Raw genomic sequence first — 20632 nt, forward strand, 5'->3', positions numbered from 1 at the left:
CGCGCGGAGAGTCGCACGCGCAAGAATCCGCAACGTGCGATGCATCGGACAGGACGCTCAAGTGAGCGTGAAATGAAAGCCGCCGCCGGGCGGGCGTGTGGGGCAGGTGCCTCGCGCGCTCTTGGTTTCAGGCCCGGAAGCGATAACGCAAATCCAAAGAATGCCGCGCCGATGCGAGACCTCGGCGAAGGCATCCGATCGAAGCTTGTCACTCGAGCATTTGCTTTTTTTCATTACGCAAGCAGCCAATGAAGGAGACGTCATGGCCCAGTTCAGTGCATCCGGCAATTCAGCCTTGCCGCAATACGAAGAGCAGACAGCGGACCACGATCCGAATCTGCCCGCCGGTTACAGCGACCGCCTTTACAACGAGGATCTCGCCCCCCTCAAGAACCAGACCTGGGGCGCGTACAACATCTTCGCCTTCTGGATGTCGGACGTGCACAGCGTCGGCGGATACGTGTTCGCGGGCAGCCTGTTCGCACTCGGTCTGACGAGCTGGCAAGTGCTGGTGTCGTTGTTGATCGGCATCGGTCTTGTGAACGTGCTGTGCAACATGATCGCGAAGCCGAGCCAGGTTGCCGGTGTGCCGTATCCCGTCGCGTGCCGCGCCACCTTCGGCGTGCTCGGCGCGAACATTCCCGCCGTGATTCGCGGGCTCATCGCGGTTGCGTGGTACGGCATTCAGACGTATCTGGCGTCGAGCGCGCTCGTCATCGTCGTGCTGAAGTTCGTGCCCTCGCTGATGCCGTATGCCGACGTGCACAAGTACGGCTTCGTCGGCCTCTCGGCGCTCGGCTGGGCGGGCTTCATGCTGCTCTGGGTGTTGCAGGCCGTCGTGTTCTGGCGCGGCATGGAGATGATCAAGAAGTTCATCGACTTCGCCGGTCCCGCCGTGTATGTCGTGATGTTCATTCTCGCCGGCTACATGGTGTGGCGCGCGGGCATCGGCAACATCGGCCTGAATCTGGGCGGCGTGAAGTATCACGGCATGGAAGTGATTCCCGTGATGATCACCGCGATCTCGCTCGTCGTGTCGTACTTCTCCGGCCCGATGCTGAACTTCGGCGACTTCTCGCGCTATGGCAAGAGCTTCCGCAGCGTCAAGCGTGGCAACTTCTGGGGCCTGCCGGTCAACTTCCTGGCCTTCTCGCTGGTGACCGTCATCACGACTGCGGCGACGCTGCCGGTGTTCGGCCAGTTGATCACCGATCCGGTCGAGACGGTAGGCCGCATCGATCATCCGTCCGCCGTGATTCTCGGCGCGCTGACTTTCACGATCGCGACCATCGGCATCAATATCGTGGCGAACTTCGTGTCGCCGGCCTTCGACTTCTCGAACGTCGCGCCGAAGCTCATCAGCTGGCGCATGGGCGGCATGATGGCGGCGGTCGCGTCGATCTTCATCACGCCGTGGAACCTGTTCAACAACCCGGCCGTGATCCACTACACGCTCGATATTCTGGGCAGCTTCATCGGACCGTTGTATGGCGTGCTGATCCTCGACTTCTATCTGGTGAAGCGCGGCAAGCTGGTGGTCGACGATCTCTACACGGTGTCCGAGGAAGGCAAGTACTGGTACACGAAGGGCGTGAACCGCCGCGCGGTGATGGCGCTCCTGCCGGCAGCAGTAATCGCGACGCTCTGCGTGGTGGTGCCGTCGCTGGAAGGCGCCGCGAACTTCTCGTGGTTCATCGGCGCGGGCCTGGGCGCGGTGTTCTATTACTTCCTCGCCGCTCGTAATCGCGAAGTCTGAATCACCGCCTATAACAAACGATAGAACCTGAGAGAACAATCGAACGCAGTCTGGAGAAAGCAATGCGTATCAAACTGATCAACCCGAACACGACGCAGCGCATGACCGACTCGATGGGCCGCTGCGCCCGCGAGGTCGCCGCGCCCGGCACGGAGATCGTCGCCGTGAGCCCGACGATGGGCCCGGCGTCCATCGAAGGCTATTACGACGAAGCGATCGCGTCGCTCGGGCTGCTAGACGAAATCGAGGCCGGCGAAAAGCAGGGTTTCGACGGTTACGTGATTGCCTGCTTCGGTGATCCGGCCCTTTACGCGGCTCGCGAATTGGCGCGCGGCCCGGTGATCGGCATCGCGGAGGCGGCGATGCACGCGGCGAGCGTCATCGCGCCGGGATTTTCGGTCGTCACCACGCTGCAGCGCACCGTCGGCATGGCCTGGCATCTGGCGGAGCGCTACGGCATGACGCGCTTCTGCAAGAACGTCCGTGCGACCGACGTTCCCGTGCTCGAGCTCGACGTGCCGGGCTCGCCCGCGCGTCAGACGATCATCGACGAATGCCGGCGCGCGCTCGATGAGGACGGCTCGGACGCCATCGTGCTCGGCTGCGCGGGCATGGCGGAGTTCTGCCGCGAGGTGGAGGACGCGATCGGCGCGCCGGTGGTGGAGGGCGTGACGGCGGCGGTGAAATGGACGGAGGCGCTCGTCGCGCTGAAGCTTCACACGGCGAAACGTGGCGACTATGCGCGGCCGCTGGCGAAACGGTACGACGGCGTGCTGTCGGATTTCAGCCCGCGCTGATGGCGGAAAAGCCGGGTCACATACAGATGACGTGACCCGGATTATCTGCCCTGATGTATGGGCGCGTGCGGGTCTTTTAGCTACACTGAATCGTCAACAATCCCGTTTTTTCAACGCTTGAGCTCAACGCCAGCCATGTCACTCGATCCGAACTATCCACGCGACCTGATCGGCTACGGCCGTCATCCGGTGCAGGCGAACTGGCCGGGACGCGCCCGCGTCGCCGTGCAATTCGTGCTCAATTACGAAGAAGGCGGCGAGAACTGCGTGCTGCACGGCGACCCGGGCTCGGAGCAGTTCCTGTCGGAAATCGTGGGCGCGGCGGCGTATCCGTCGCGTCACATGAGCATGGAATCGATCTACGAATACGGTTCGCGCGCGGGCGTGTGGCGCATTCTGCGCGAGTTCGAGAAGCGCGGCATGCCGCTCACGATCTTCGGCGTCGGCATGGCGATCGAGCGGCATCCGGAACTGGCGAAGGCGTTTGTCGAACTGGGGCATGAGATCGCGTGTCACGGGTATCGCTGGATTCACTATCAGGACATGTCGCCGGAGCGCGAGGCGGAGCACATGCGCCTCGGCATGGAAGCGATCGAGCGCGTGACGGGCGTGCGCCCGCTCGGCTGGTACACCGGGCGCGACAGTCCGAATACGCATCGGCTGGTCGCGGAGCACGGCGGTTTCCTCTACGACTCGGACAACTATGGCGACGACCTGCCGTTCTGGACCGAAGTCGAAGTGACGGGCGGCGAGAAGAAGCCGCATCTGATCGTGCCGTACACGCTCGACACCAACGACATGCGCTTCGCGACGCCGCAGGGCTTCAACACCGGCGAGCACTTCTTCACGTATCTGAAGGACGCGTTCGACGTGCTCTACGAAGAGGGCGACGAAGCGCCCAAGATGCTTTCCATCGGCATGCATTGCCGCCTGCTCGGACGTCCCGGGCGTTTCCGCGGCCTGCAGAAATTCCTCGATCACATCGAGAAGCACGATCGCGTGTGGGTCACGCGGCGTGTGGACATCGCGCGTCACTGGCGCGAGCAACATCCTTTCGAAAAAGCTAACAACGGGACGGCGGCATGAAGGCGATGCAATACACACTCGACCAACTCAACACCATGCCCGCCGACACGTTCGTGACGGTGCTCGCGGGAATTTTCGAGCACTCGCCGTGGGTGCCGGAAGCCGCGGCGCAACAGCGCCCCTTCAAGGACATCGACGCGCTGCATGCGTCGATGTCGCATATCGTCGAAACCGCCGGCGATGACAAACAGCTCGCGCTCATCAACGCCCACCCGGAACTCGCGGGCAAGGCGGCGGTGCGCGGCGAACTGACGGCCGAATCGACGCGCGAGCAGAGCGGCGCGGGCCTCGATCTGTGCACGCAGGACGAGTTCGACAGGCTGCAATCGCTCAACCAGCAATATCGCGACAAGTTCGGCTTTCCCTTCATTCTCGCCGTGCGTGGCTACGACCGGCACGGCATCATCGCGAACTTCGAAAAACGCGTGAATCACGACCGCGCCGAGGAGCTTCGCACGAGTCTCGATCAGATTTACCGGATCGCGCGCTTCAGGTTGAATGACCTGATCCAGGCCTGATCCGCTTTCACCGCAACCGAAACCCCAAGGACGAAGACAATGGCAATTCCGACACTCGATCCCAACGCGCCTGAATTCACGCGCCGCTATGTGAACCTCGCGGACCCGCGTCTGGGCGCGCAGGCACTCGAGGCGAGCGACGATTTCTTCGCGCCGAAGGAACGCATGCTGAACCCCGAGCCGGCCGTGTTCATCCCCGGCAAGTTCGACGATCACGGCAAGTGGATGGACGGCTGGGAAACCCGCCGCAAGCGCACGACGGGCTATGACTGGTGCGTCGTCAAGCTGGCGCGTCCGGGCGTGATCAAGGGCATCGATGTCGACACGAGCCACTTCACCGGCAACTTCCCGCCGGCGGCGTCGATCGAAGGCGCGCATGTCGTCGATGGCGCGCCGAACCAGTCGACGCAGTGGACGGAAATCGTCCCGTCGACGACGCTTCAAGGCAACAGCCACCACTATCTCGAAGTCGGCGCCGCGCAGCCGTTCACGCACCTGCGCGTGAATGTCTATCCGGATGGCGGCATCGCGCGTCTGCGTGTGTATGGCCAGCCGCAACTCGACTGGACCAACGCGGACCGCAACCAGCTCGTCGATCTCGGCGCGATGGAAAACGGCGCCTATCTGGTCGGCACGAACAACCAGCACTTCGGACTCGCCTCGACGCTTCTGATGCCGGGCCGCGGCGTGAACATGGGCGATGGCTGGGAAACGCGCCGCCGTCGCGAGCCGGGCAACGACTGGTGTATCGTCGCGCTGGCGCAGCCGGGCATCATCAAGAAGGTCGAAGTGGATACCGCGCACTTCAAGGGCAACTATCCGGACCGCTGCTCGCTGCAGGCGGCGTACGTGAAGGGCGGCACCGACAGCTCGCTCGTCACGCAGGCGATGTTCTGGCCCGTGCTGCTCGGCGAACAGAAGCTGCAGATGGACAAGCAGCATTTCTTCGAATCGGAACTGGCCGCGCTCGGTCCCGTGACGCACGTGCGCTTCAACATCTATCCTGACGGCGGCGTGTCGCGTCTTCGTCTCTTCGGAACCCTCGCATAATGAAAAAGCTCGCTATCGAACCGTTGACGCGCGCTGCGTTCAAGTCTTATGGCGATGTCATCGAACTCGATGGCGCGAAGCAGATCCCGATCAACCTCGGCACCACGATCCGCTTTCACGATCTGTGCAACGTCGATGTTGAAGAGCAGGGCGGTCACGCGATCGTCAATCTCTTTCGCGGACAGCCGCGCACGCTGCCGTTCGAATGCAAGATGATGGAGCGTCATCCGCTCGGCAGCCAGGCGTTCATTCCGCTCGACGACCGTCCGTATCTCGTGGTCGTCGCGCCCGCGGGCGATCTCGACGAGTCGAAGATTCGCGCGTTCGTCACGAGCGGCTGGCAGGGCGTCAACTATGCGAAAGGGGTGTGGCATCATCCGCTGCTCGCGCTGGGCAAGGTGACCGATTTCATCGTCGTCGATCGTGGCGGCGGTGAAGGGCACAACCTCAACGAGCAGGATCTGAAGGAATCGTTGTGGCTGACTGACGAAGCCTTGCGCTGAGTCGGGCTGCGCCAGCTCCAGGTTTGATCGAGGACCGGAAGTCATTCCGGTCCTCTTTGTTTTTGCGCGTCCGATTCGTTCCCGCATCTCCCCCCCGATATTCCCCGCGTCCCACCCGAATCGTGCGTTGAGCCTTCCTTTGCCTCGCCTTACCCTCGACGGACCGCTCGCAATGGCGTCTCGTCACCGACGATTCGCTCCGGGCCAGAGCAGGCGAAACAAGGGAGACGACATCACCATGACGGCGAATCATGAGATCGGAAGCAATGCGGGCGAGGAATACGACTTCATCGTGATCGGAGCGGGTTCAGCGGGATGTGCGGTGGCGGGCCGGCTCGCGGAGGAGCGCGGCGTCACGGTCGCGCTGCTCGAACCGGGACCGGACGATCATCACTTCACGGTCTGGACGCCGATCGGCGTGGGCAAGCTCGCCGTCAGGCCCGGACCGCGCAACTACGGCTACATGACGACGCCGCAGGCGGCGCTGAACCATCGCAAATCGTTTCAGCCACGCGGGCGTGGGCTGGGCGGCAGTTCCTCGATCAACGGCATGGTCTATATCCGCGGGCATCGCAGCGACTATGACCGCTGGGCGCAACTCGGCTGCCGCGGATGGAGCAGCGAAGATCTCCTGCCGTACTTTCGGCGCGCCGAAGCGAACGTCCGGCTCCCGGACGGCCGCGACGATGCCTGGCACGGGGCGAAAGGTCCGCTGCATGTGAGCGACCTGCGCACACCCAATCCTTTCAGCCGGCGTTTCATCGAAGCCGCCGTGCAGGCGGGCATTCCGCTCAACGACGATTTCAACGGCCACGAGCAGGACGGCGTCGGCCTGTATCAGGTCACGCAGCACAACGGCGAGCGCTGGAACAGCGCGCGCGCCTATCTGCATCGCGGGAATGCAGCCGATATCTCGCTCAACAACGGGCGCGGCAACCTGTTCGTGATGACCGGCACGCTTGCCCTGCGCATCGTGTTCGAAGGACGGCGGGCGATTGGCGTGCGCGTCGTGCGCGATGGCGTCGAGCGCACGTTGCGGGCGCGGCGCGAAGTGATCCTGAGCGCGGGCGCGTTCAACTCGCCGCAATTGCTGATGGCGTCGGGCATCGGGCCGGGCGCGCATCTGCAGGCAGCCGGCGTGCCGGTCGTCTGCGATCTGTCGGGCGTCGGCGAGAACCTTCAGGATCACATCGACGTGACGATCAAGAAGGAAGTGCCGACGACCGAACTGTTCGGCTATACCTGGCGCAACATCCTGCACATGATTCCCGAGCTCTTGCGCTACCGGCGCGAGCGCACCGGCATGTTCTCCTCGAATATCGCCGAAGCGGGCGGTTTCACGCGCAGCCGGCCCGGGCTCGACAAACCGGATATTCAATTCGCCTTCATCGTCGCGCTGCTGACCGCGCGCGGCGAGAACATCGGCAAGAAGGGGCCACCGGGATATAGCTGTCACGCCACCAATCTGCGCCCCGCGAGCCGTGGCGTCGTGCGGCTCGGGTCCGCCGACGTGCGCGAGGCCCCGATCATCGATCCGCGCTACCTGAGCGTCGAGTCGGACATGGACACGCTCGTCGCCGGCCTGCGCATCATCCGCAAGATATTCGCGCAACCGGCGCTCGCCGAAGCGGGCGGGCGCGAACTCAACACCGAGCGCTTCGGGCCGGGCGAGGGCGACGAACGCATGCTGCGCGAATATATCCGTGAGCATGCCGACACGCTGTTTCATCCGGTCGGCACCTGCAAGATGGGCGTGGATGACAAGGCCGTCGTCGATCCGAGCTTGCGCGTGCGAGGCATCGAAGGCCTGCGCGTCGCCGATGCCTCGATCATGCCGACGCTCATCGGCGGCAACACGAACGCGCCCACGATCATGATCGGCGAAAAGGCCGCGGACCTCATTCGCGGACGTCACATCGAAGGCCATGCGCTGGACGCCGAAGCGCGCTATTCGCTCGATGCATCGAACAAGTGACAGGACGCGACGCGCGTAAAGGACACCGTTATGCCGAATCAGGAACACATCGAACACACACAGCCATTTTCATCGCTGCCGCCGACTCAGGCAACGATGGCGGCGCAGCAACGCGCCTTGCACGACCTTCCACCGGATGATCCCGACGAAGAGGCCGACGCGCGGCGCGGCTTCATCGGCACGATTCCCGATGCGGAAGTGCGCGGCGCTTACGATCAGGTGATCTGGAGTCTCGCCGATTACGGATTCCTCGACGACGCGCCCGCGCCCGCGTCCGCGCATCCGGCGCTGTGGCGGCATGCGCGCATCAATACGCTGCACGGCCTGTTCCGGGTGACCGAGCGCATCTTTCAGGTCCGCGGTTTCGATGTCTCGAATGTGACCTTCATCGAGGGCGAGCGCGGGCTCATCGTCATCGATCCGCTGACCTGCAAGGAAACGGCGGCGGCCGCGCTGGAGCTCTACTTCACGCATCGTCCGAAGCGGCCGGTGGTCGCTGTTATCTACAGCCACAGCCATGCGGATCACTTCGGCGGCGTGCGCGGCGTCACCTGCGATGCCGACGTGCACGCAGGGCGCACGAAGATCATCGCGCCCGCCGGCTTCATGGAAGAGGCGGTGTCGGAGAATGTCATGGCAGGCCCGGCGATGGCGCGCCGCGCGCAGTTCCAGTTCGGTCATACGCTCGCGCGCAACGCGTGCTGCCAGATCGACGCCGGCATGGGCAAGACCATCCCGCGCGGCACGATCACGCTGATTCCGCCGACGCAACTCATCAGCGAAACGCTGGAGACGCACATCATCGATGGCGTCGAGATTGTGTTTCAGCTGACGCCCGAAAGCGAAGCGCCTGCGGAAATGCATTTCTATTTCCCGCAGGAGCGCGCGCTCAATCTCGCCGAGAACGGCACGCGCTCGCTGCACAATCTCTGTCCGTTGCGAGGCGCGAACGTGCGCAATGCGCAGCGATGGGCGCGATATCTCGGAGAATCGCTGGAGCGCTTCGGGCGCGACGCCGACGTCGTCTTCGCGCAACACAACTGGCCGACCTGGGGTAGCGAGCGCATCGTCAGCTATCTCGAAGCGCAACGTGATCTCTACAAGTTCCTGCACGATCAGACCGTGCGGATGATGAACCGTGGCCTGAATGCCGCCGAGATCGCGGAAGTCATGCAACTGCCGGACTCGCTGCGCGCGCTGTGGCATACGCGCGGTTACTACGGCACCGTCTCGCACAATGTGAAGGCGATCTATCAGCAGTATCTGAGCTGGTACGACGGCAATCCGTCGAATCTGCATGCCTTGCCGCCCGAGATGGCGGCAACGCGCTATGTCGAATACATGGGGGGCGCGGACGAGATTCTCGATCGTGCGCGCCGGGACTACGAAAAAGGCGAATACCGCTGGGTCGCGCAGGTGATGAATCACCTGGTGTTCGCTCAGCCGCAATTGCGCGAAGCGCGCGAACTGGGCGCGGCGGCGCTCGAACAAATGGGTTATCAGGCGGAATCGGCGACGTGGCGCAACGCGTTCATGCTCGGCGCGCGCGAGCTGCGCGAAGGACGCCGCTCGGTGACCGGGTTCGCCGGACGCAGCCGCGACATGGTGTGCGCGATCACCGAGGAAATGTTCTTCGACTATCTCGCGGTTCGCGTCGATGGCTTGCGGGCGCAGCACCTGCACGCGCGCATCGACTGGCAGTTCACCGATACGGCCAGGCGCTTCAGGCTGAATCTGCAGCACGGCACGCTGACGTGGTCGTCGATGTTGTCATCGCAGCCACCGCATGTTGTGGTCGCGATGACGCGCGACTTGCTGAATCGCATCCTGTGCGGCGAGACCGGTTTCGTCGACGCATTGCGCGACGGAAACATTCTGCTCGAAGGCGACGGCGGCGTGTTCAAGGCCTTGCTCGGCACGCTCGACACCTTCGACGGCGAGTTCAACGTCGTGGAGCCGTGACGGTTCGGGCGCGGGGCGGCCGGATCGATCGGCGGGATGTACCATAGCGCTTCTCGAAGCGCACGCACAAGGGCACAACGCATGATCGATCTACGCAGCGATACCGTCACCCGTCCCAGCAAGCCGATGCTCGCCGCGATGTCCGCAGCCGCAGTCGGCGACGATGTCTGGGGCGACGATCCCACCGTCATCGAGCTTCAGGCCGCGCTCGCCGAACGCACCGGCAAGGAAGCGGGCCTGTTCTTCCCGAGCGGCACGCAGAGCAACCTCGCGGCCTTGATGGCGCATTGCGCGCGCGGCGACGAGTACATCGTCGGGCAGGTCGCGCACACGTACAAGTACGAAGGCGGCGGCGCGGCCGTACTCGGCAGCATTCAGCCGCAGCCGATCGAAAACGCGCCCGACGGCTCCTTGCCGCTCGAGAAGATCGCAGCGGCGATCAAGCCGATCGACAATCACTTCGCGCGCACGCGGCTGCTCGCGCTCGAAAACACGATCGGCGGCAAGGTGCTGCCGGCCGGTTACGTCGCGCAGGCGACGAAGCTCGCGCGCGATCGCGGGCTGTCGACGCATCTCGACGGTGCGCGCGTGTTCAACGCGGCGGTGGCATCGGACAAGCCGGTCAGCGATCTGTGCGCGCCGTTCGACTCCGTGTCGGTCTGTTTTTCAAAGGGATTGGGCGCGCCGGTTGGCTCGGTGCTGGTCGGCTCGAAAGCATTGATCGAGGTCGCAAGCCGCTGGCGCAAGGTGCTGGGCGGCGGCATGCGGCAGTCGGGCCTGCTCGCCGCCGCGTGTCTCTACGCGCTGGAGCATCACGTCGATGACCTCGCGCGGGATCACGACAACGCCGCGCGTCTCGCCGCCGGTCTGGGCCAGATCGACGCAATTACTGTGCTGTCGCACGCAACCAACATGGTCTTCGCGCAGATTCCCGAGGCGCATTGCGCGCCGCTCGAAGCGTTCCTGAAGGAGCGCGGCATTCTGATGCAAATGCTCTATGCATCGCGATTCGTTACGCATCGCGATGTTTCGCGCGCGGATATCGACACGGTCATTCACGCGGTCAAAGACTATTTCGCGCGTTGAATGAAAAATGCCCCGCTCTGAATGCAAGCGGGGCATTTCTCGATTCTGAACGGCAAGCTTAGTCCACTGCGCCGCCTGCAAACCAGGCCGCCACTTTCTGACGCTCGGCGTCGGTCATCTGCGTCACGTTGCCGAGCGGCATCGCCTTCAACGTCACCGCCTGCTGATGCACGCGCTGCGCGTTCTGCTTGATCTCGGCAGGCGTATCGAGCAAGACGCCGGCGGGCGCGCTGCCCATCATCGTCGGATGCGCGGAGTGGCACGTCGCGCAGCGCTGCTGGATGATCGGCTGGATGTCGGAGACCTTGATGGTCGGGGCACCCGCGGCTTGCGCGACCGGCACCGACGGCGCAGGCATGGTCCACGCGAACGCGCCGAGCACCAGCGCGAGACCCGCGACCGGCATGTACCACAGCACCTGGCCGCGATGGCGCATCACGAAGAACTGGCGAATCAGCGCGCCCGCCAGCATGATCAGCACGAGAATCAGCCAGTTGTACTTGTGCGTGTAGGTCATCGCGTAGTGATTCGACAGCATCGCGAACACGACCGGCAGCGTGAAGTACGTGTTGTGCACGGAGCGCTGCTTGCCTCGCTTGCCGTAGATCGCGTTCGGCGTCTCGCCCTTGAGCATCGCGGCGACCATCTTGCGCTGGCCCGGAATGATGACGAAGAACACGTTGGCCGACATGATCGTCGCGATCATCGCACCGGTGATCAGATACGCGGCGCGGCCCGCGAACACGTGGCACGCGATGAACGCCGCGATGAGGACGTAGATGCCGACGCAGATGCCGAGCAGCTTGTCGTTGGTGCCGAGCACGCGGCACAGCGTGTCATACACGATCCAGCCGGCCATCAGGAAGCCGAGCGCGGCCGACACGGCGACGACCGGGCCCATGTCGAGCACGCTCTTGTCGATGAGATAGGTGCTCGGCGCCATCAGATACAGCACGAAGAAGAGGCCGAAGCCCGACATCCACGTGGTGTACGACGGCCAGAATGACCAGTGCAGGCTCTCCGGCATGTCCTGCGGCGCGACGGAGTATTTCTGCATGTGATAGAAACCGCCGCCGTGAACGTGCCAGAAATCGCCGAACACGCCGCGACGGCGCGCGTTCGGGTCGGTGGGCGGTTTCAAACTGTTGTCCAGCGCGACGAAATAGAACGATTCGCCGATCCAGGCGATCGCGACGATGACGTGCAGACAGCGCAATACGAGATTGAGCCAGTCGGTGACAAAGCCTTCCATGTACTCCTCCACTACCGATTCGTTATGCGCGGGGACGGCGCGATATAGGTATGTTTTAGCTGCCGCTCAGCTTCCGCGATACGTGCTGTAGGCCCATGGCGAAACGAGCAGCGGCACGTGATAGTGCGCGCCGGAATCCGCGATGCCGAAGCGCAGTACGACGCGATCGACGAAGCGCGGCTCGGGCACTTTCACGCCGAACGCGGCGAAATAATCGCCGGCATGGAACACCAGTTCGTATTCGCCGGGTACGAGATCGGCGCCTTCGAGCAGCGGCGCATCGGCGCGGCCGTCGTCGTTGGTGTGGATGGTCTTGATCGCGCGGCGGCTGTCGCCGTCGAGCGCGAACAGTTCGACCTTGATGCTGGCGCCCGGGCGGCCGTGCGCGGTGTCGAGGACGTGGGTAGTGAGCTTGCCCATTTCGCAGTTTCCTTGAGTTATGCGAGATCCGGCTTTGCGCATCGATCCGAAATTCGGCACCCCAGCGTTGAGGTGCTTCTGCGGCGGATCGAGGCTCCACGTCAGTGGCTACATACCCGTCGGCGTTTCAGATGCGCGCCGTGTACAGCATTGTAGGAATTTGAGACGCGCTGTGCGCCCGCGATAGGAAAGATAATGCCCAACGCATGACAGCGGCGCGTAAGCCTTGCCGCAACGGGTTCGGGGACGTTTCCGGCGGCTTCCGGACGGCTCTTCCGCCGATGCTACCCGCGCCAAAATTCACGAATATATTGCCTGCCTGAGGACGACTATGACGGCAGTCTGATTGCGTCCGATTTTTTGGCTACGGACAGTGGCGATGCGCGCAAAGTCTATGGATACTTGCCGCGTCCCGAAGACGGCGGCAGACGCTGGGTAACCGGGGCTTTTACTGGTTCCCCTGAACGTCTCTGGAGAGAAAGCCGATGCCACGCAGTCTATTGGTCAAGAATGCTCACATGCTCGTCACGATGGACGAAGCGCGCCGTGAAATTGCCGACGGCGGTTTGTATATCGAAGACAACCGCATCGTCCAGGTCGGACCGACGAGCGAACTCCCGCCCACCGCCGACGACGTGCTCGACATGCGCGGCCATCTCGTCGTTCCGGGCCTCGTCAACACGCACCATCACATGTATCAGAGCCTGACGCGCGCGATTCCCGCCGCGCAGAATGCCGAACTGTTCGGCTGGCTCACGAACCTCTACAAGATCTGGGCGCATCTGACGCCCGAGATGATCAACGTATCGACCAAGACGGCGATGGCCGAATTGCTGCTGTCGGGCTGCACGACGTCGAGCGACCATTTGTATATCTACCCGAACGGCAGCCGGCTGGATGACAGCATCGCGGCGGCGCGCGAGATCGGCATGCGTTTTCACGCGGCGCGCGGCAGCATGAGCGTCGGGCAGCGCGATGGCGGGCTGCCGCCGGATTCGGTCGTCGAGAAGGAAGACGCGATCCTGAAGGACTCGCAGCGGCTCATCGAGACGTATCACGACGAAGGCCGTTACGCGATGCTGCGCGTGGTCGTCGCGCCGTGCTCGCCGTTTTCGGTAAGCCGCGAATTGATGCGCGACGCGGCGCTGCTTGCGCGCGAATACGGCGTGTCGCTGCATACGCATCTGGCCGAGAACGTGAACGATGTCGCGTACAGCCGCGAGAAATTCGGCATGACACCCGCCGAATATGCCGAGGATCTCGGCTGGGTGGGCCACGACGTGTGGCATGCACACTGCGTGCAGCTCGACAAACCGGGCATCGAACTGTTCGCGCGCACGGGCACGGGCGTCGCGCATTGTCCGTGCTCGAACATGCGGCTCGCGTCCGGCATCGCGCCGATCCGCGCGATGCGCGACGCGGGCGTGCCGGTAGGCATCGGCGTGGACGGGTCGGCATCGAACGACGGTGCGCAGATGGTCGCAGAGGTGCGTCAGGCGTTGCTGTTGCAGCGCGTCGGCTTCGGCCCGGACGCGATGACCGCGCGGGAAGCGCTCGAGATTGCAACGCTCGGCGGAGCGAAGGTGCTCAATCGCGATGATATCGGCGCGCTTGCGCCCGGCATGGCGGCGGATTTCGTGTCGTTCGACCTGTCGCAGACGGCGTTCGCGGGCGCGCTGCACGATCCGGTGGCGGCGCTGGTGTTCTGCGCGCCGTCACAGGTATCGACGAGTGTGATCGACGGCAAGGTCGTCGTGAAGGAAGGGCGCCTGACGACGCTGGATCTGGGGGCCGTGGTGGAACGGCACAACCGGCTGGCGGGTGAACTGGCGAACCGGGCGTAAATGAAGCGGGGCGCCCGAAGGCGCCCCGTCCGAAGCATCACGGCTGATCGATCAACGACCGCGTCGCTTCGCCGACGAGCCCGCGCAGCCAGCGGACTTCATCGGAGTAATGACAGCGCTCGTGCCAGAGCTGGTAATACTGCATCGGCGGGAAATCGAGCGGCGCGGGCACGACCGCGAGCGGCAGAAACCGCGCGTAGTGATCGGCGAAGAGCCGCGTCGTCGTGAAGACCAGATCCGACTTGATCAGCACGTAAGGCGCGAGATTGAAGTACGGCAGCGTAACGACGACATGACGCTTCAGACGCTCGCGCGCCAGATGCACGTCGATCGCGCCGCGCTGGCCGACGGAATAGGGCGTTGGCGCGAGATGCGGCGCGTTCAGGTACTGATCGAGCGTGAGCCCGCCGCGCTTGGCGAACGGATGCTGATTGCTGACGAGACACACGATCTTGTCGACGAACAGGTTCGAGAGGTGCAACTGCTCGGGCGGCTCCGGCCAGTTGCCGACGACGATATCGAGCTTGCCATCCTCGAGCGCGAGTTCGTAGTCGAACGCAGGCCCAAGCGAATGAAACTCGAGCGTCGCATTCGGCGCGGCCAGACGAAAGCGTTCGACGACGGTCGGCACGAACAGCACGTTCAGATAGTCGGGACAGCCGATGCGATAGCACCGCACGGAAGTCGAAGGATCGAAGTTGTGCTGCTGGACCTTGATGCGTTCGATCTCGCGCAGCGCGTTCTGCGTGGGCTCGAGCAGGCGCAGTCCGTATTCGGTCGGCACCATGCCGGACTTGCCGCGCACGAGGAGCGGGTCGCCGGTGATGTCGCGCAGCCGGCGTAACGCTGCGCTGATGGCGGGTTGGGACTGATTGAGTTTGACGGCCGCGCGGGTCACGCTGCGTTCCATCAAGAGGGTATGCAAGACGCGCAATAAATACGTATCGATCGCCTCGCGTTGCTGACTCATGTTATCTCCACTATATGTTCTGGCTGATCGATGCGGGGGTGCCACATATCATTTTTAATATGTCGTGAAAATTTCGTCAAGGTGTGGCTTACCCGCAAATAATGGCTCGGCGGGGCGCAACATCTAATTTTGAGTTATCGACTTAGCGTTCCGAATTCTGTAAATTCTGCCCGCGATATGAGTTCGTGCGACATGACGGTGTGTCTCACGCTCGTGAGCGGTAACTTTTCCAGCCCGGCCTGCTCGGTGGCCGGGCGCATTTCTGGATCTTCATGGGCGACGCCATTTCCAAGTCGACCACGCCACCGCGCCTGGCGTTGTCGGGTATCAGCAAGCAATATCCGTCCGTCAAGGCCAATGACGGCGTGAATCTCGTCGTCATGCCGGGCGAAATCCACGCGGTGCTCGGCGAGAACGGGGCGGGCAAGTCCACGCTGATGAAGATCATCTACGGCGCGGTGCGCCCGGATGAAGGCGAGATCCGCTGGCAGGGCGAGGCGGTGGAGATCGGCAGCCCGGCCGCCGCGCGCAAGCTCGGCATCGGCATGGTGTTCCAGCACTTTTCCCTCTTCGAGACGCTGACGGTCGCCGAGAACATCGCGCTCGCGCTCGACGAGAAGTTCGACATGAAAGCCTTGGGCAAGCGCATCCGCGAAGTGTCGAAGGACTATGGCCTCGATGTCGATCCGCAGCGTCATGTGCACAGTCTGACCGTGGGCGAGCGGCAGCGCGTGGAAATCGTGCGCTGTCTGCTGCAGAATCCGCGTCTGCTCATCATGGACGAACCGACTTCGGTGCTCACGCCGCAAGCGGTCCAGAAACTCTTCAAGGTGCTGCGCCGGCTCGCGTCCGAAGGCTGCAGCATTCTCTACATCAGCCACAAGCTCGACGAAATCCAGTCGCTCTGCGAAAACGCCACCGTGATGCGCGGCGGCCGCGTGACCGGCAACGTCGATCCGCGCAAGGAAACGCAGGCGTCGCTCGCGCAACTGATGGTCGGCCATTCGCTGCCCGATTACACGCGGCGCGAGCACAATCCGGGCGACGTGCGGCTCGCGGTGAAGAATCTGTCCGTGGTGAGTCCGGATCCGTTCGGCACGTCGCTGGAGAACGTGTCGTTCGCGGTGCACGCGGGCGAGATCTTCGGCATCGCGGGCGTTTCGGGGAACGGGCAGGCCGAACTGCTCGCGGCGCTGTCGGGCGAGATTCGCGACCGGCACGTTGCGACGGATGCCGTATCGATCTGCGGCAAGCCTGCCGCGCGACTGACGGCGGGCGGACGGCGCCGGCTCGGTTTCGCGTTCGTGCCTGAAGAACGCCTCGGGCGCGGCGCGGTTCCCGCGATGTCGCTCGCCGACAACGGCCTGCTCACCGCGCATCGCGAGAACATGGTGCGCGGCGGCTGGATCAAGGCGGGCACGGTGAAGGCGTTCGCCCAGCGCTGCATCGAATCGTTCGACGTGCGCTGCGGCGGCAGCGACGCGCTCGCGCAAAGCCTCTCGGGCGGCAATCTGCAGAAGTTCATCGTCGGGCGCGAGATTCTTCAGGAGCCGAAAGTGCTCGTGGTCGCGCAGCCGACCTGGGGCGTCGATGTCGGCGCGGCGGGCTTCATCCGCCAGCAACTGCTCGATCTGTCGGCGCGCGGCGTCGCGATCCTCGTGATTTCCGAAGAGCTGGAAGAACTGTTCGATATCTGCGACCGGCTCGCCGTGATCGCGCGCGGCAAGCTCTCGCCGGTGCGCAAGACGAGTGAAACCAACGCGGAGGAAGTCGGCCTCTTCATGGCCGGCCTTTTCGAAGGCAAGCCTGCGACCGCTGCCGAACCCGACTCTCTCTTGAAGCACTAAGCAGATGATCTTTCCCTATCGACTCGAAGCGCGCCCGACGCCCTCGCGCGTCATGCAGCTCGCGGTGCCGGTGGTCGCCGCCGTCGCGACGCTCATCATCGGCTTTCTGATTTTCAGCCTCGTCGGGCAGGACCCGCTGCGCGCGATGCACGCGTTCTTCATCGAGCCGCTTGCAAGCGTCAACGGCTGGTCAGAACTCGTGCTCAAAGCGTCGCCGCTGTGCCTGATCGGGCTTGGGCTCGCGGTCGGCTATCGCGCGAACGTGTGGAACATCGGCGCGGAAGGGCAGATGCTGCTCGGCGGCATCGTCGCGGGCGGCATCGCGATTCATGCCGGCGATGCGTCCGGCTGGTGGACGCTGCCGTTGATGATGCTCGGCGGCATCGTGGGCGGCATGCTGTGGGCGGCGATTCCCGCGCTGCTCAAGAGCCGCTTCAACACCAACGAAATCCTCACGAGCCTGATGCTCACCTACGTCGCGACGCAGTTGCTCATCTACCTCGTGAGCGGCCCGTGGCGCGACCCCGAAGGCATGAACTTCCCGATCTCGGCGATGTTCGGCGACGACGCGCTGTTCCCGCGCCTTTACGGCGACTGGCACTGGACCTGGCTCAAGGGCACGCGTATCAACGCGTCGGTGTTTCTGACGGCGATCGCGATTCCCTGCGTGTGGCTCTTCATGCGCAAGAGCTTCGCTGGCTTCCGGATGAACGTCGGCGGTCTCGCGCCGCTCGCCGCGCGCTACGCCGGCTTCTCCGACAAGAAGACGATCTGGACCTCGCTGCTGCTCTCCGGCGGCCTCGCGGGGCTGGCCGGCATGGGCGAAGTGGCCGGTCCCATCGGACAGTTGCAGGCGGGCTGGTCGCCGGGCTACGGCTTCACCGCGATCATCGTCGTGTTCGTGGGGCGGCTGCATCCGGTGGGCATCGTGCTCGCCAGTCTGCTGATGGCGCTGCTGTATCTCGGCGGCGAAGCGGTGCAGACCTCGCTGCAACTGCCGCAGGCGCTCGCGGGCGTGTTTCAGGGCTTGCTGCTCTTCTGCCTGCTCGGCTGCGATCTCTTCGTGAATTACCGCATCAAGCGCAGGACGCCCGCGCATCACGCCGCATAAGAGGCACGACAACATGGACATCAATCAAGCCGGCAACCTCGCTTCGAGCGCCGTGATCGCCGCGATCCCGCTGATGTACGCTGGCGCGGGCGAACTCGTCGCCGAAAAATCGGGCGTACTGAATCTCGGCGTCGAAGGGATGATGCTGATGGGCGCGGTCGCGGGCTACGCCGTCACCGCAATCACGGGCAATCCGTGGCTGGGCATCGTCGCGTCCGTGTTCGCCGGGCTCGCGATGGCGCTTCTGTTTGGCTTTCTCACCATCACGATGCTTGCCAATCAGGTCGCGACCGGCCTCTCGCTGACGATCTTCGGCATCGGCTTTTCGGCGTATATCGGCAAGCCGTACACGTCGGCGGCGGTGCGTGCGAGCATCGAGGTCATGCCGATTCCCGGCCTCGCGAACATTCCCGTGCTCGGTCCCGCGATCTTCTCGCTCACGCCGCTCGGCTATCTCGCGTTCATCATGTTCGCGGTGATCGGCTGGTTCCTCTACAAGACGCGCGCGGGGCTCGTGCTGCGCTCGGTGGGCGAATCGCCGTCGGTGGCACATTCGGTGGGTTTTCCGGTCGTCGGCGTGCGTTACGGCGCGACGCTCTTCGGCGGCGCGATGGCGGGCATCGCGGGCGGCTATTACTCGATCGTCTATCTGCACGTATGGCAGGAACAACTGACGTCGGGGCGCGGCTGGATCGCGCTCGCGCTCGTCGTGTTCGCGACGTGGCGGCCGGGGCGCCTCCTGATCGGCGCGTTGCTGTTCGGCGCGGTGATGGCGCTGCAGTTCTACGCGCAGGCGATCGGCGTGCCCGTGCCGACGCAGTTCCTCGCGATGCTGCCGTATATCGCGACCATCGTCGTGCTGGTGCTCATTTCGCGTAACGCGAACACGATCAAGCTCAACGCGCCCGCATCGCTCGGCAAGCCGTTCTTCGCGGCGAGCTGATGCTGTTGTTCTCGCGCAGCGTCGTGGTTTCGCTCTCATTTTTGACCGACCAAACTGATGCGGGCCTGCAATGCCGTTTCACACACAACATCGACCAGGAGAATCACAATGAATAAACCATGGCTGAAGGCGATCACCGCGACGGTCGCACTGTCCGCCACCGTCGCCGCGCTGAGCGCGCGCGCGGCGGACGCGCCGGGCGTCGCGTTCGTCTATCTCGGCAATCCGGGCGATGCGGGCTGGACCTTCGCGCACGACGCCGGCAGCAAGGAAGCCGAAGCAAAGTTTGGCAGCAAGATCAAGATCACGCGCGTGGAGAACGTGCCGGAGTCCGCGGACTCGGAGCGCGTGTTCCGCGATCTCGCGAACAAGGGCAACAAGGTCATCTTCGCGACGAGCTTCGGCTATCAGGATTTCGCGTTGAAGGTGGCGAAGGATTTTCCCGACACCATCTTCCTGACGGCGACCGGCTTCAAGAAAGCCAAGAACTTCGGCACCTATGACGTACGCATGTATCAGGGCGCGTATCTGGCCGGCGTCGCCGCGGGCTATGTGACGAAGACGAACACGCTCGGCTTCGTGGCGTCGGTGCCGATTCCGGAAGTCGTGCGCAACATCAACGCGTACACGATGGGCGCGCGCTCGGTGAATCCGAAGGTCCACACGAAGGTCATCTGGATCAATAGCTGGTTCGATCCGGGCAAGGAAAAGCAGGCGGCCGAAACGCTGATTGGCCAGGGCGCGGACGTGCTCCTGCAGAACACCGATTCCAACGCGACGCTCAACACCGCCGCCGAGAAGAAGGTCTATGCCTTCGGCTGGGACTCGAACATGAAGAAGTTCGGTCCGAGCGCGCATCTGGGCTCGGTGGTCGCGCACTGGGGCGTGTACTACAACGAGGTCATTCCCAAGGTCCTCGACGGCACGTGGAAGAACGATCCGGTATGGCTCGGCATTCCGCAAAAAGCCGTGGATCTCGAAGACCTGAACAACGGCGTGATTCCCGCGAAGGCGCTGCAGGCGGTCGCTGCGAAGCGCGACGAACTGCACACCGGCAAGTGGGATGTGTTCAGTGGTCCGATCAAGGATCAGTCTGGCGCCGAGAAGGTGCCGGCGGGCAAGACGCTCACGGATCCGGAATTGCAGCGGATCAACTGGTACGTCGAAGGCGTCGACGGCTCGTTGCCGAAGTAAGCGCGCGCGTTCGGTCCGCGCAAAGACAAACCGCGCTTCGTTGCGAAACGAAGCGCGGTTTTTTCATGCGACGCAGCCACGCATCAATCGATACGCAGTCCCACCTTGATCGTCACCTGCCAGTGCAGGATCTTGCCATCCTCGATGTGTCCGCGCGTCTCCACCACTTCGAACCAGTGCATATTGCGCAGCGTCTTCGATGCCTTGTCGAGCGCGACGCGCACGGCATCGTCGCTCGACGTCGGCGAGGAGCCAGTGAGTTCGATCTGCTTGTAGACGTGTTCCGACATGGTGTTCTCCTTGTAGTGACCCGTTGTG

General features: G+C 63.6%; 18 protein-coding genes. 14 read left to right on the top strand and 4 right to left on the bottom strand.

What is annotated here, in order from left to right; genetic code table 11:
* Positions 1-262: 262 nt before the first annotated feature.
* The 9 genes from BTHE68_RS05580 to ltaE all read left to right on the top strand — a co-directional run bounded on the left by BTHE68_RS05580 (position 263) and on the right by ltaE (position 10733).
* Positions 263-1756: an NCS1 family nucleobase:cation symporter-1 gene (locus tag BTHE68_RS05580; RefSeq protein ID WP_162065489.1), complete on the top strand. Its 1494-nt coding sequence runs from the start codon at positions 263-265 to the stop codon at positions 1754-1756.
* 62 nt (positions 1757-1818) lie between these two features.
* Entirely contained in the window at positions 1819-2553 is a 735-nt protein-coding gene (locus BTHE68_RS05585) for an aspartate/glutamate racemase family protein (protein WP_162065490.1), read from the top strand.
* Between the two features lie 135 nt (positions 2554-2688).
* The gene (gene puuE / locus BTHE68_RS05590; protein ID WP_061175620.1) at positions 2689-3639 is read left to right on the top strand and encodes an allantoinase PuuE; all 951 of its coding nucleotides are present in this window, start codon (positions 2689-2691) and stop codon (positions 3637-3639) included.
* A complete protein-coding gene (gene uraD / locus BTHE68_RS05595) occupies positions 3636-4157 on the top strand; it encodes a 2-oxo-4-hydroxy-4-carboxy-5-ureidoimidazoline decarboxylase (RefSeq protein ID WP_162065491.1) in 522 nt (173 codons plus the stop codon). Before puuE ends, uraD begins: the two co-directional genes overlap by 4 nt.
* A 39-nt stretch (positions 4158-4196) precedes the next feature.
* Entirely contained in the window at positions 4197-5207 is a 1011-nt protein-coding gene (gene alc / locus BTHE68_RS05600; RefSeq protein WP_162065492.1) for an allantoicase, read from the top strand.
* The gene (locus BTHE68_RS05605; protein ID WP_162065493.1) at positions 5207-5710 is read left to right on the top strand and encodes an ureidoglycolate lyase; all 504 of its coding nucleotides are present in this window, start codon (positions 5207-5209) and stop codon (positions 5708-5710) included. The genes alc and BTHE68_RS05605 overlap by 1 nt, the downstream gene beginning before the upstream one ends.
* Before the next feature lie 238 nt (positions 5711-5948).
* A complete protein-coding gene (locus tag BTHE68_RS05610) occupies positions 5949-7685 on the top strand; it encodes a GMC family oxidoreductase (protein ID WP_162065494.1) in 1737 nt (578 codons plus the stop codon).
* A gap of 30 nt (positions 7686-7715) precedes the next feature.
* Complete coding sequence (locus tag BTHE68_RS05615) at positions 7716-9647, top strand: alkyl/aryl-sulfatase (RefSeq protein WP_232077909.1); 1932 nt, start codon at positions 7716-7718, stop codon at positions 9645-9647.
* An 81-nt stretch (positions 9648-9728) separates the two neighbouring features.
* Entirely contained in the window at positions 9729-10733 is a 1005-nt protein-coding gene (gene ltaE / locus BTHE68_RS05620; protein ID WP_162065495.1) for a low-specificity L-threonine aldolase, read from the top strand.
* A gap of 58 nt (positions 10734-10791) precedes the next feature.
* Here the strand turns inward: ltaE and BTHE68_RS05625 are convergent, their stop codons facing one another.
* Both BTHE68_RS05625 and uraH read right to left on the bottom strand, forming a co-directional pair.
* A complete protein-coding gene (locus BTHE68_RS05625) occupies positions 10792-11985 on the bottom strand; it encodes a urate hydroxylase PuuD (protein ID WP_162065496.1) in 1194 nt (397 codons plus the stop codon).
* A 66-nt stretch (positions 11986-12051) separates the two neighbouring features.
* Positions 12052-12405, bottom strand: a complete 354-nt coding sequence (gene uraH / locus BTHE68_RS05630) for a hydroxyisourate hydrolase (RefSeq protein ID WP_162065497.1) — start codon at positions 12403-12405, stop codon at positions 12052-12054.
* A 485-nt stretch (positions 12406-12890) separates the two neighbouring features.
* On the opposite strand from uraH, the gene BTHE68_RS05635 reads away from it, so the two are divergent.
* Positions 12891-14249 carry an 8-oxoguanine deaminase gene (locus BTHE68_RS05635; RefSeq protein ID WP_162065498.1) on the top strand — a complete coding sequence of 453 codons (1359 nt, stop codon included), beginning with the start codon at positions 12891-12893 and terminating at the stop codon, positions 14247-14249.
* 37 nt (positions 14250-14286) lie between these two features.
* Here BTHE68_RS05635 and BTHE68_RS05640 read toward each other — a convergent pair whose 3' ends face one another.
* Positions 14287-15219, bottom strand: a complete 933-nt coding sequence (locus BTHE68_RS05640; protein WP_162065499.1) for a LysR substrate-binding domain-containing protein — start codon at positions 15217-15219, stop codon at positions 14287-14289.
* A gap of 272 nt (positions 15220-15491) precedes the next feature.
* Here BTHE68_RS05640 and BTHE68_RS05645 point away from each other — a divergent pair, with 272 nt between their 5' ends.
* From BTHE68_RS05645 to BTHE68_RS05660, 4 genes are all read left to right on the top strand, one after another.
* Positions 15492-17066: an ABC transporter ATP-binding protein gene (locus BTHE68_RS05645; RefSeq protein ID WP_162065500.1), complete on the top strand. Its 1575-nt coding sequence runs from the start codon at positions 15492-15494 to the stop codon at positions 17064-17066.
* A 4-nt stretch (positions 17067-17070) separates the two neighbouring features.
* Positions 17071-18177, top strand: coding sequence for an ABC transporter permease (locus BTHE68_RS05650; RefSeq protein ID WP_162065501.1), 1107 nt, complete (start codon positions 17071-17073; stop codon positions 18175-18177).
* A 13-nt stretch (positions 18178-18190) separates the two neighbouring features.
* The gene (locus tag BTHE68_RS05655) at positions 18191-19120 is read left to right on the top strand and encodes an ABC transporter permease (protein ID WP_162065502.1); all 930 of its coding nucleotides are present in this window, start codon (positions 18191-18193) and stop codon (positions 19118-19120) included.
* A gap of 108 nt (positions 19121-19228) precedes the next feature.
* Positions 19229-20314: a BMP family ABC transporter substrate-binding protein gene (locus BTHE68_RS05660; protein WP_162065503.1), complete on the top strand. Its 1086-nt coding sequence runs from the start codon at positions 19229-19231 to the stop codon at positions 20312-20314.
* A gap of 83 nt (positions 20315-20397) precedes the next feature.
* Here BTHE68_RS05660 and BTHE68_RS05665 read toward each other — a convergent pair whose 3' ends face one another.
* A complete protein-coding gene (locus BTHE68_RS05665) occupies positions 20398-20604 on the bottom strand; it encodes a dodecin (protein WP_162065504.1) in 207 nt (68 codons plus the stop codon).
* Positions 20605-20632 lie beyond the last annotated feature (28 nt).

Source organism: Burkholderia sp. THE68 (assembly GCF_009938265.1).
Taxonomy (GTDB): Bacteria; Pseudomonadota; Gammaproteobacteria; order Burkholderiales; family Burkholderiaceae; genus Caballeronia.

What these genes read in the sequence shown, in the direction of transcription:
- BTHE68_RS05660 (WP_162065503.1), top strand. Translation starts at nt 19,229, where the DNA reads ATGAATAAACCATGGCTGAAGGCGATCACCGCGACGGTCGCACTGTCC.
- ltaE (WP_162065495.1), top strand. Translation starts at nt 9,729, where the DNA reads ATGATCGATCTACGCAGCGATACCGTCACCCGTCCCAGCAAGCCGATG.
- BTHE68_RS05655 (WP_162065502.1), top strand. Translation starts at nt 18,191, where the DNA reads ATGGACATCAATCAAGCCGGCAACCTCGCTTCGAGCGCCGTGATCGCC.
- BTHE68_RS05650 (WP_162065501.1), top strand. Translation starts at nt 17,071, where the DNA reads ATGATCTTTCCCTATCGACTCGAAGCGCGCCCGACGCCCTCGCGCGTC.
- alc (WP_162065492.1), top strand. Translation starts at nt 4,197, where the DNA reads ATGGCAATTCCGACACTCGATCCCAACGCGCCTGAATTCACGCGCCGC.
- BTHE68_RS05645 (WP_162065500.1), top strand. Translation starts at nt 15,492, where the DNA reads ATGGGCGACGCCATTTCCAAGTCGACCACGCCACCGCGCCTGGCGTTG.
- BTHE68_RS05665 (WP_162065504.1), bottom strand. Translation starts at nt 20,604, where the DNA reads ATGTCGGAACACGTCTACAAGCAGATCGAACTCACTGGCTCCTCGCCG.
- BTHE68_RS05635 (WP_162065498.1), top strand. Translation starts at nt 12,891, where the DNA reads ATGCCACGCAGTCTATTGGTCAAGAATGCTCACATGCTCGTCACGATG.
- BTHE68_RS05585 (WP_162065490.1), top strand. Translation starts at nt 1,819, where the DNA reads ATGCGTATCAAACTGATCAACCCGAACACGACGCAGCGCATGACCGAC.
- BTHE68_RS05580 (WP_162065489.1), top strand. Translation starts at nt 263, where the DNA reads ATGGCCCAGTTCAGTGCATCCGGCAATTCAGCCTTGCCGCAATACGAA.
- puuE (WP_061175620.1), top strand. Translation starts at nt 2,689, where the DNA reads ATGTCACTCGATCCGAACTATCCACGCGACCTGATCGGCTACGGCCGT.
- BTHE68_RS05640 (WP_162065499.1), bottom strand. Translation starts at nt 15,219, where the DNA reads ATGAGTCAGCAACGCGAGGCGATCGATACGTATTTATTGCGCGTCTTG.
- BTHE68_RS05615 (WP_232077909.1), top strand. Translation starts at nt 7,716, where the DNA reads ATGCCGAATCAGGAACACATCGAACACACACAGCCATTTTCATCGCTG.
- BTHE68_RS05605 (WP_162065493.1), top strand. Translation starts at nt 5,207, where the DNA reads ATGAAAAAGCTCGCTATCGAACCGTTGACGCGCGCTGCGTTCAAGTCT.
- uraD (WP_162065491.1), top strand. Translation starts at nt 3,636, where the DNA reads ATGAAGGCGATGCAATACACACTCGACCAACTCAACACCATGCCCGCC.
- BTHE68_RS05625 (WP_162065496.1), bottom strand. Translation starts at nt 11,985, where the DNA reads ATGGAAGGCTTTGTCACCGACTGGCTCAATCTCGTATTGCGCTGTCTG.
- uraH (WP_162065497.1), bottom strand. Translation starts at nt 12,405, where the DNA reads ATGGGCAAGCTCACTACCCACGTCCTCGACACCGCGCACGGCCGCCCG.
- BTHE68_RS05610 (WP_162065494.1), top strand. Translation starts at nt 5,949, where the DNA reads ATGACGGCGAATCATGAGATCGGAAGCAATGCGGGCGAGGAATACGAC.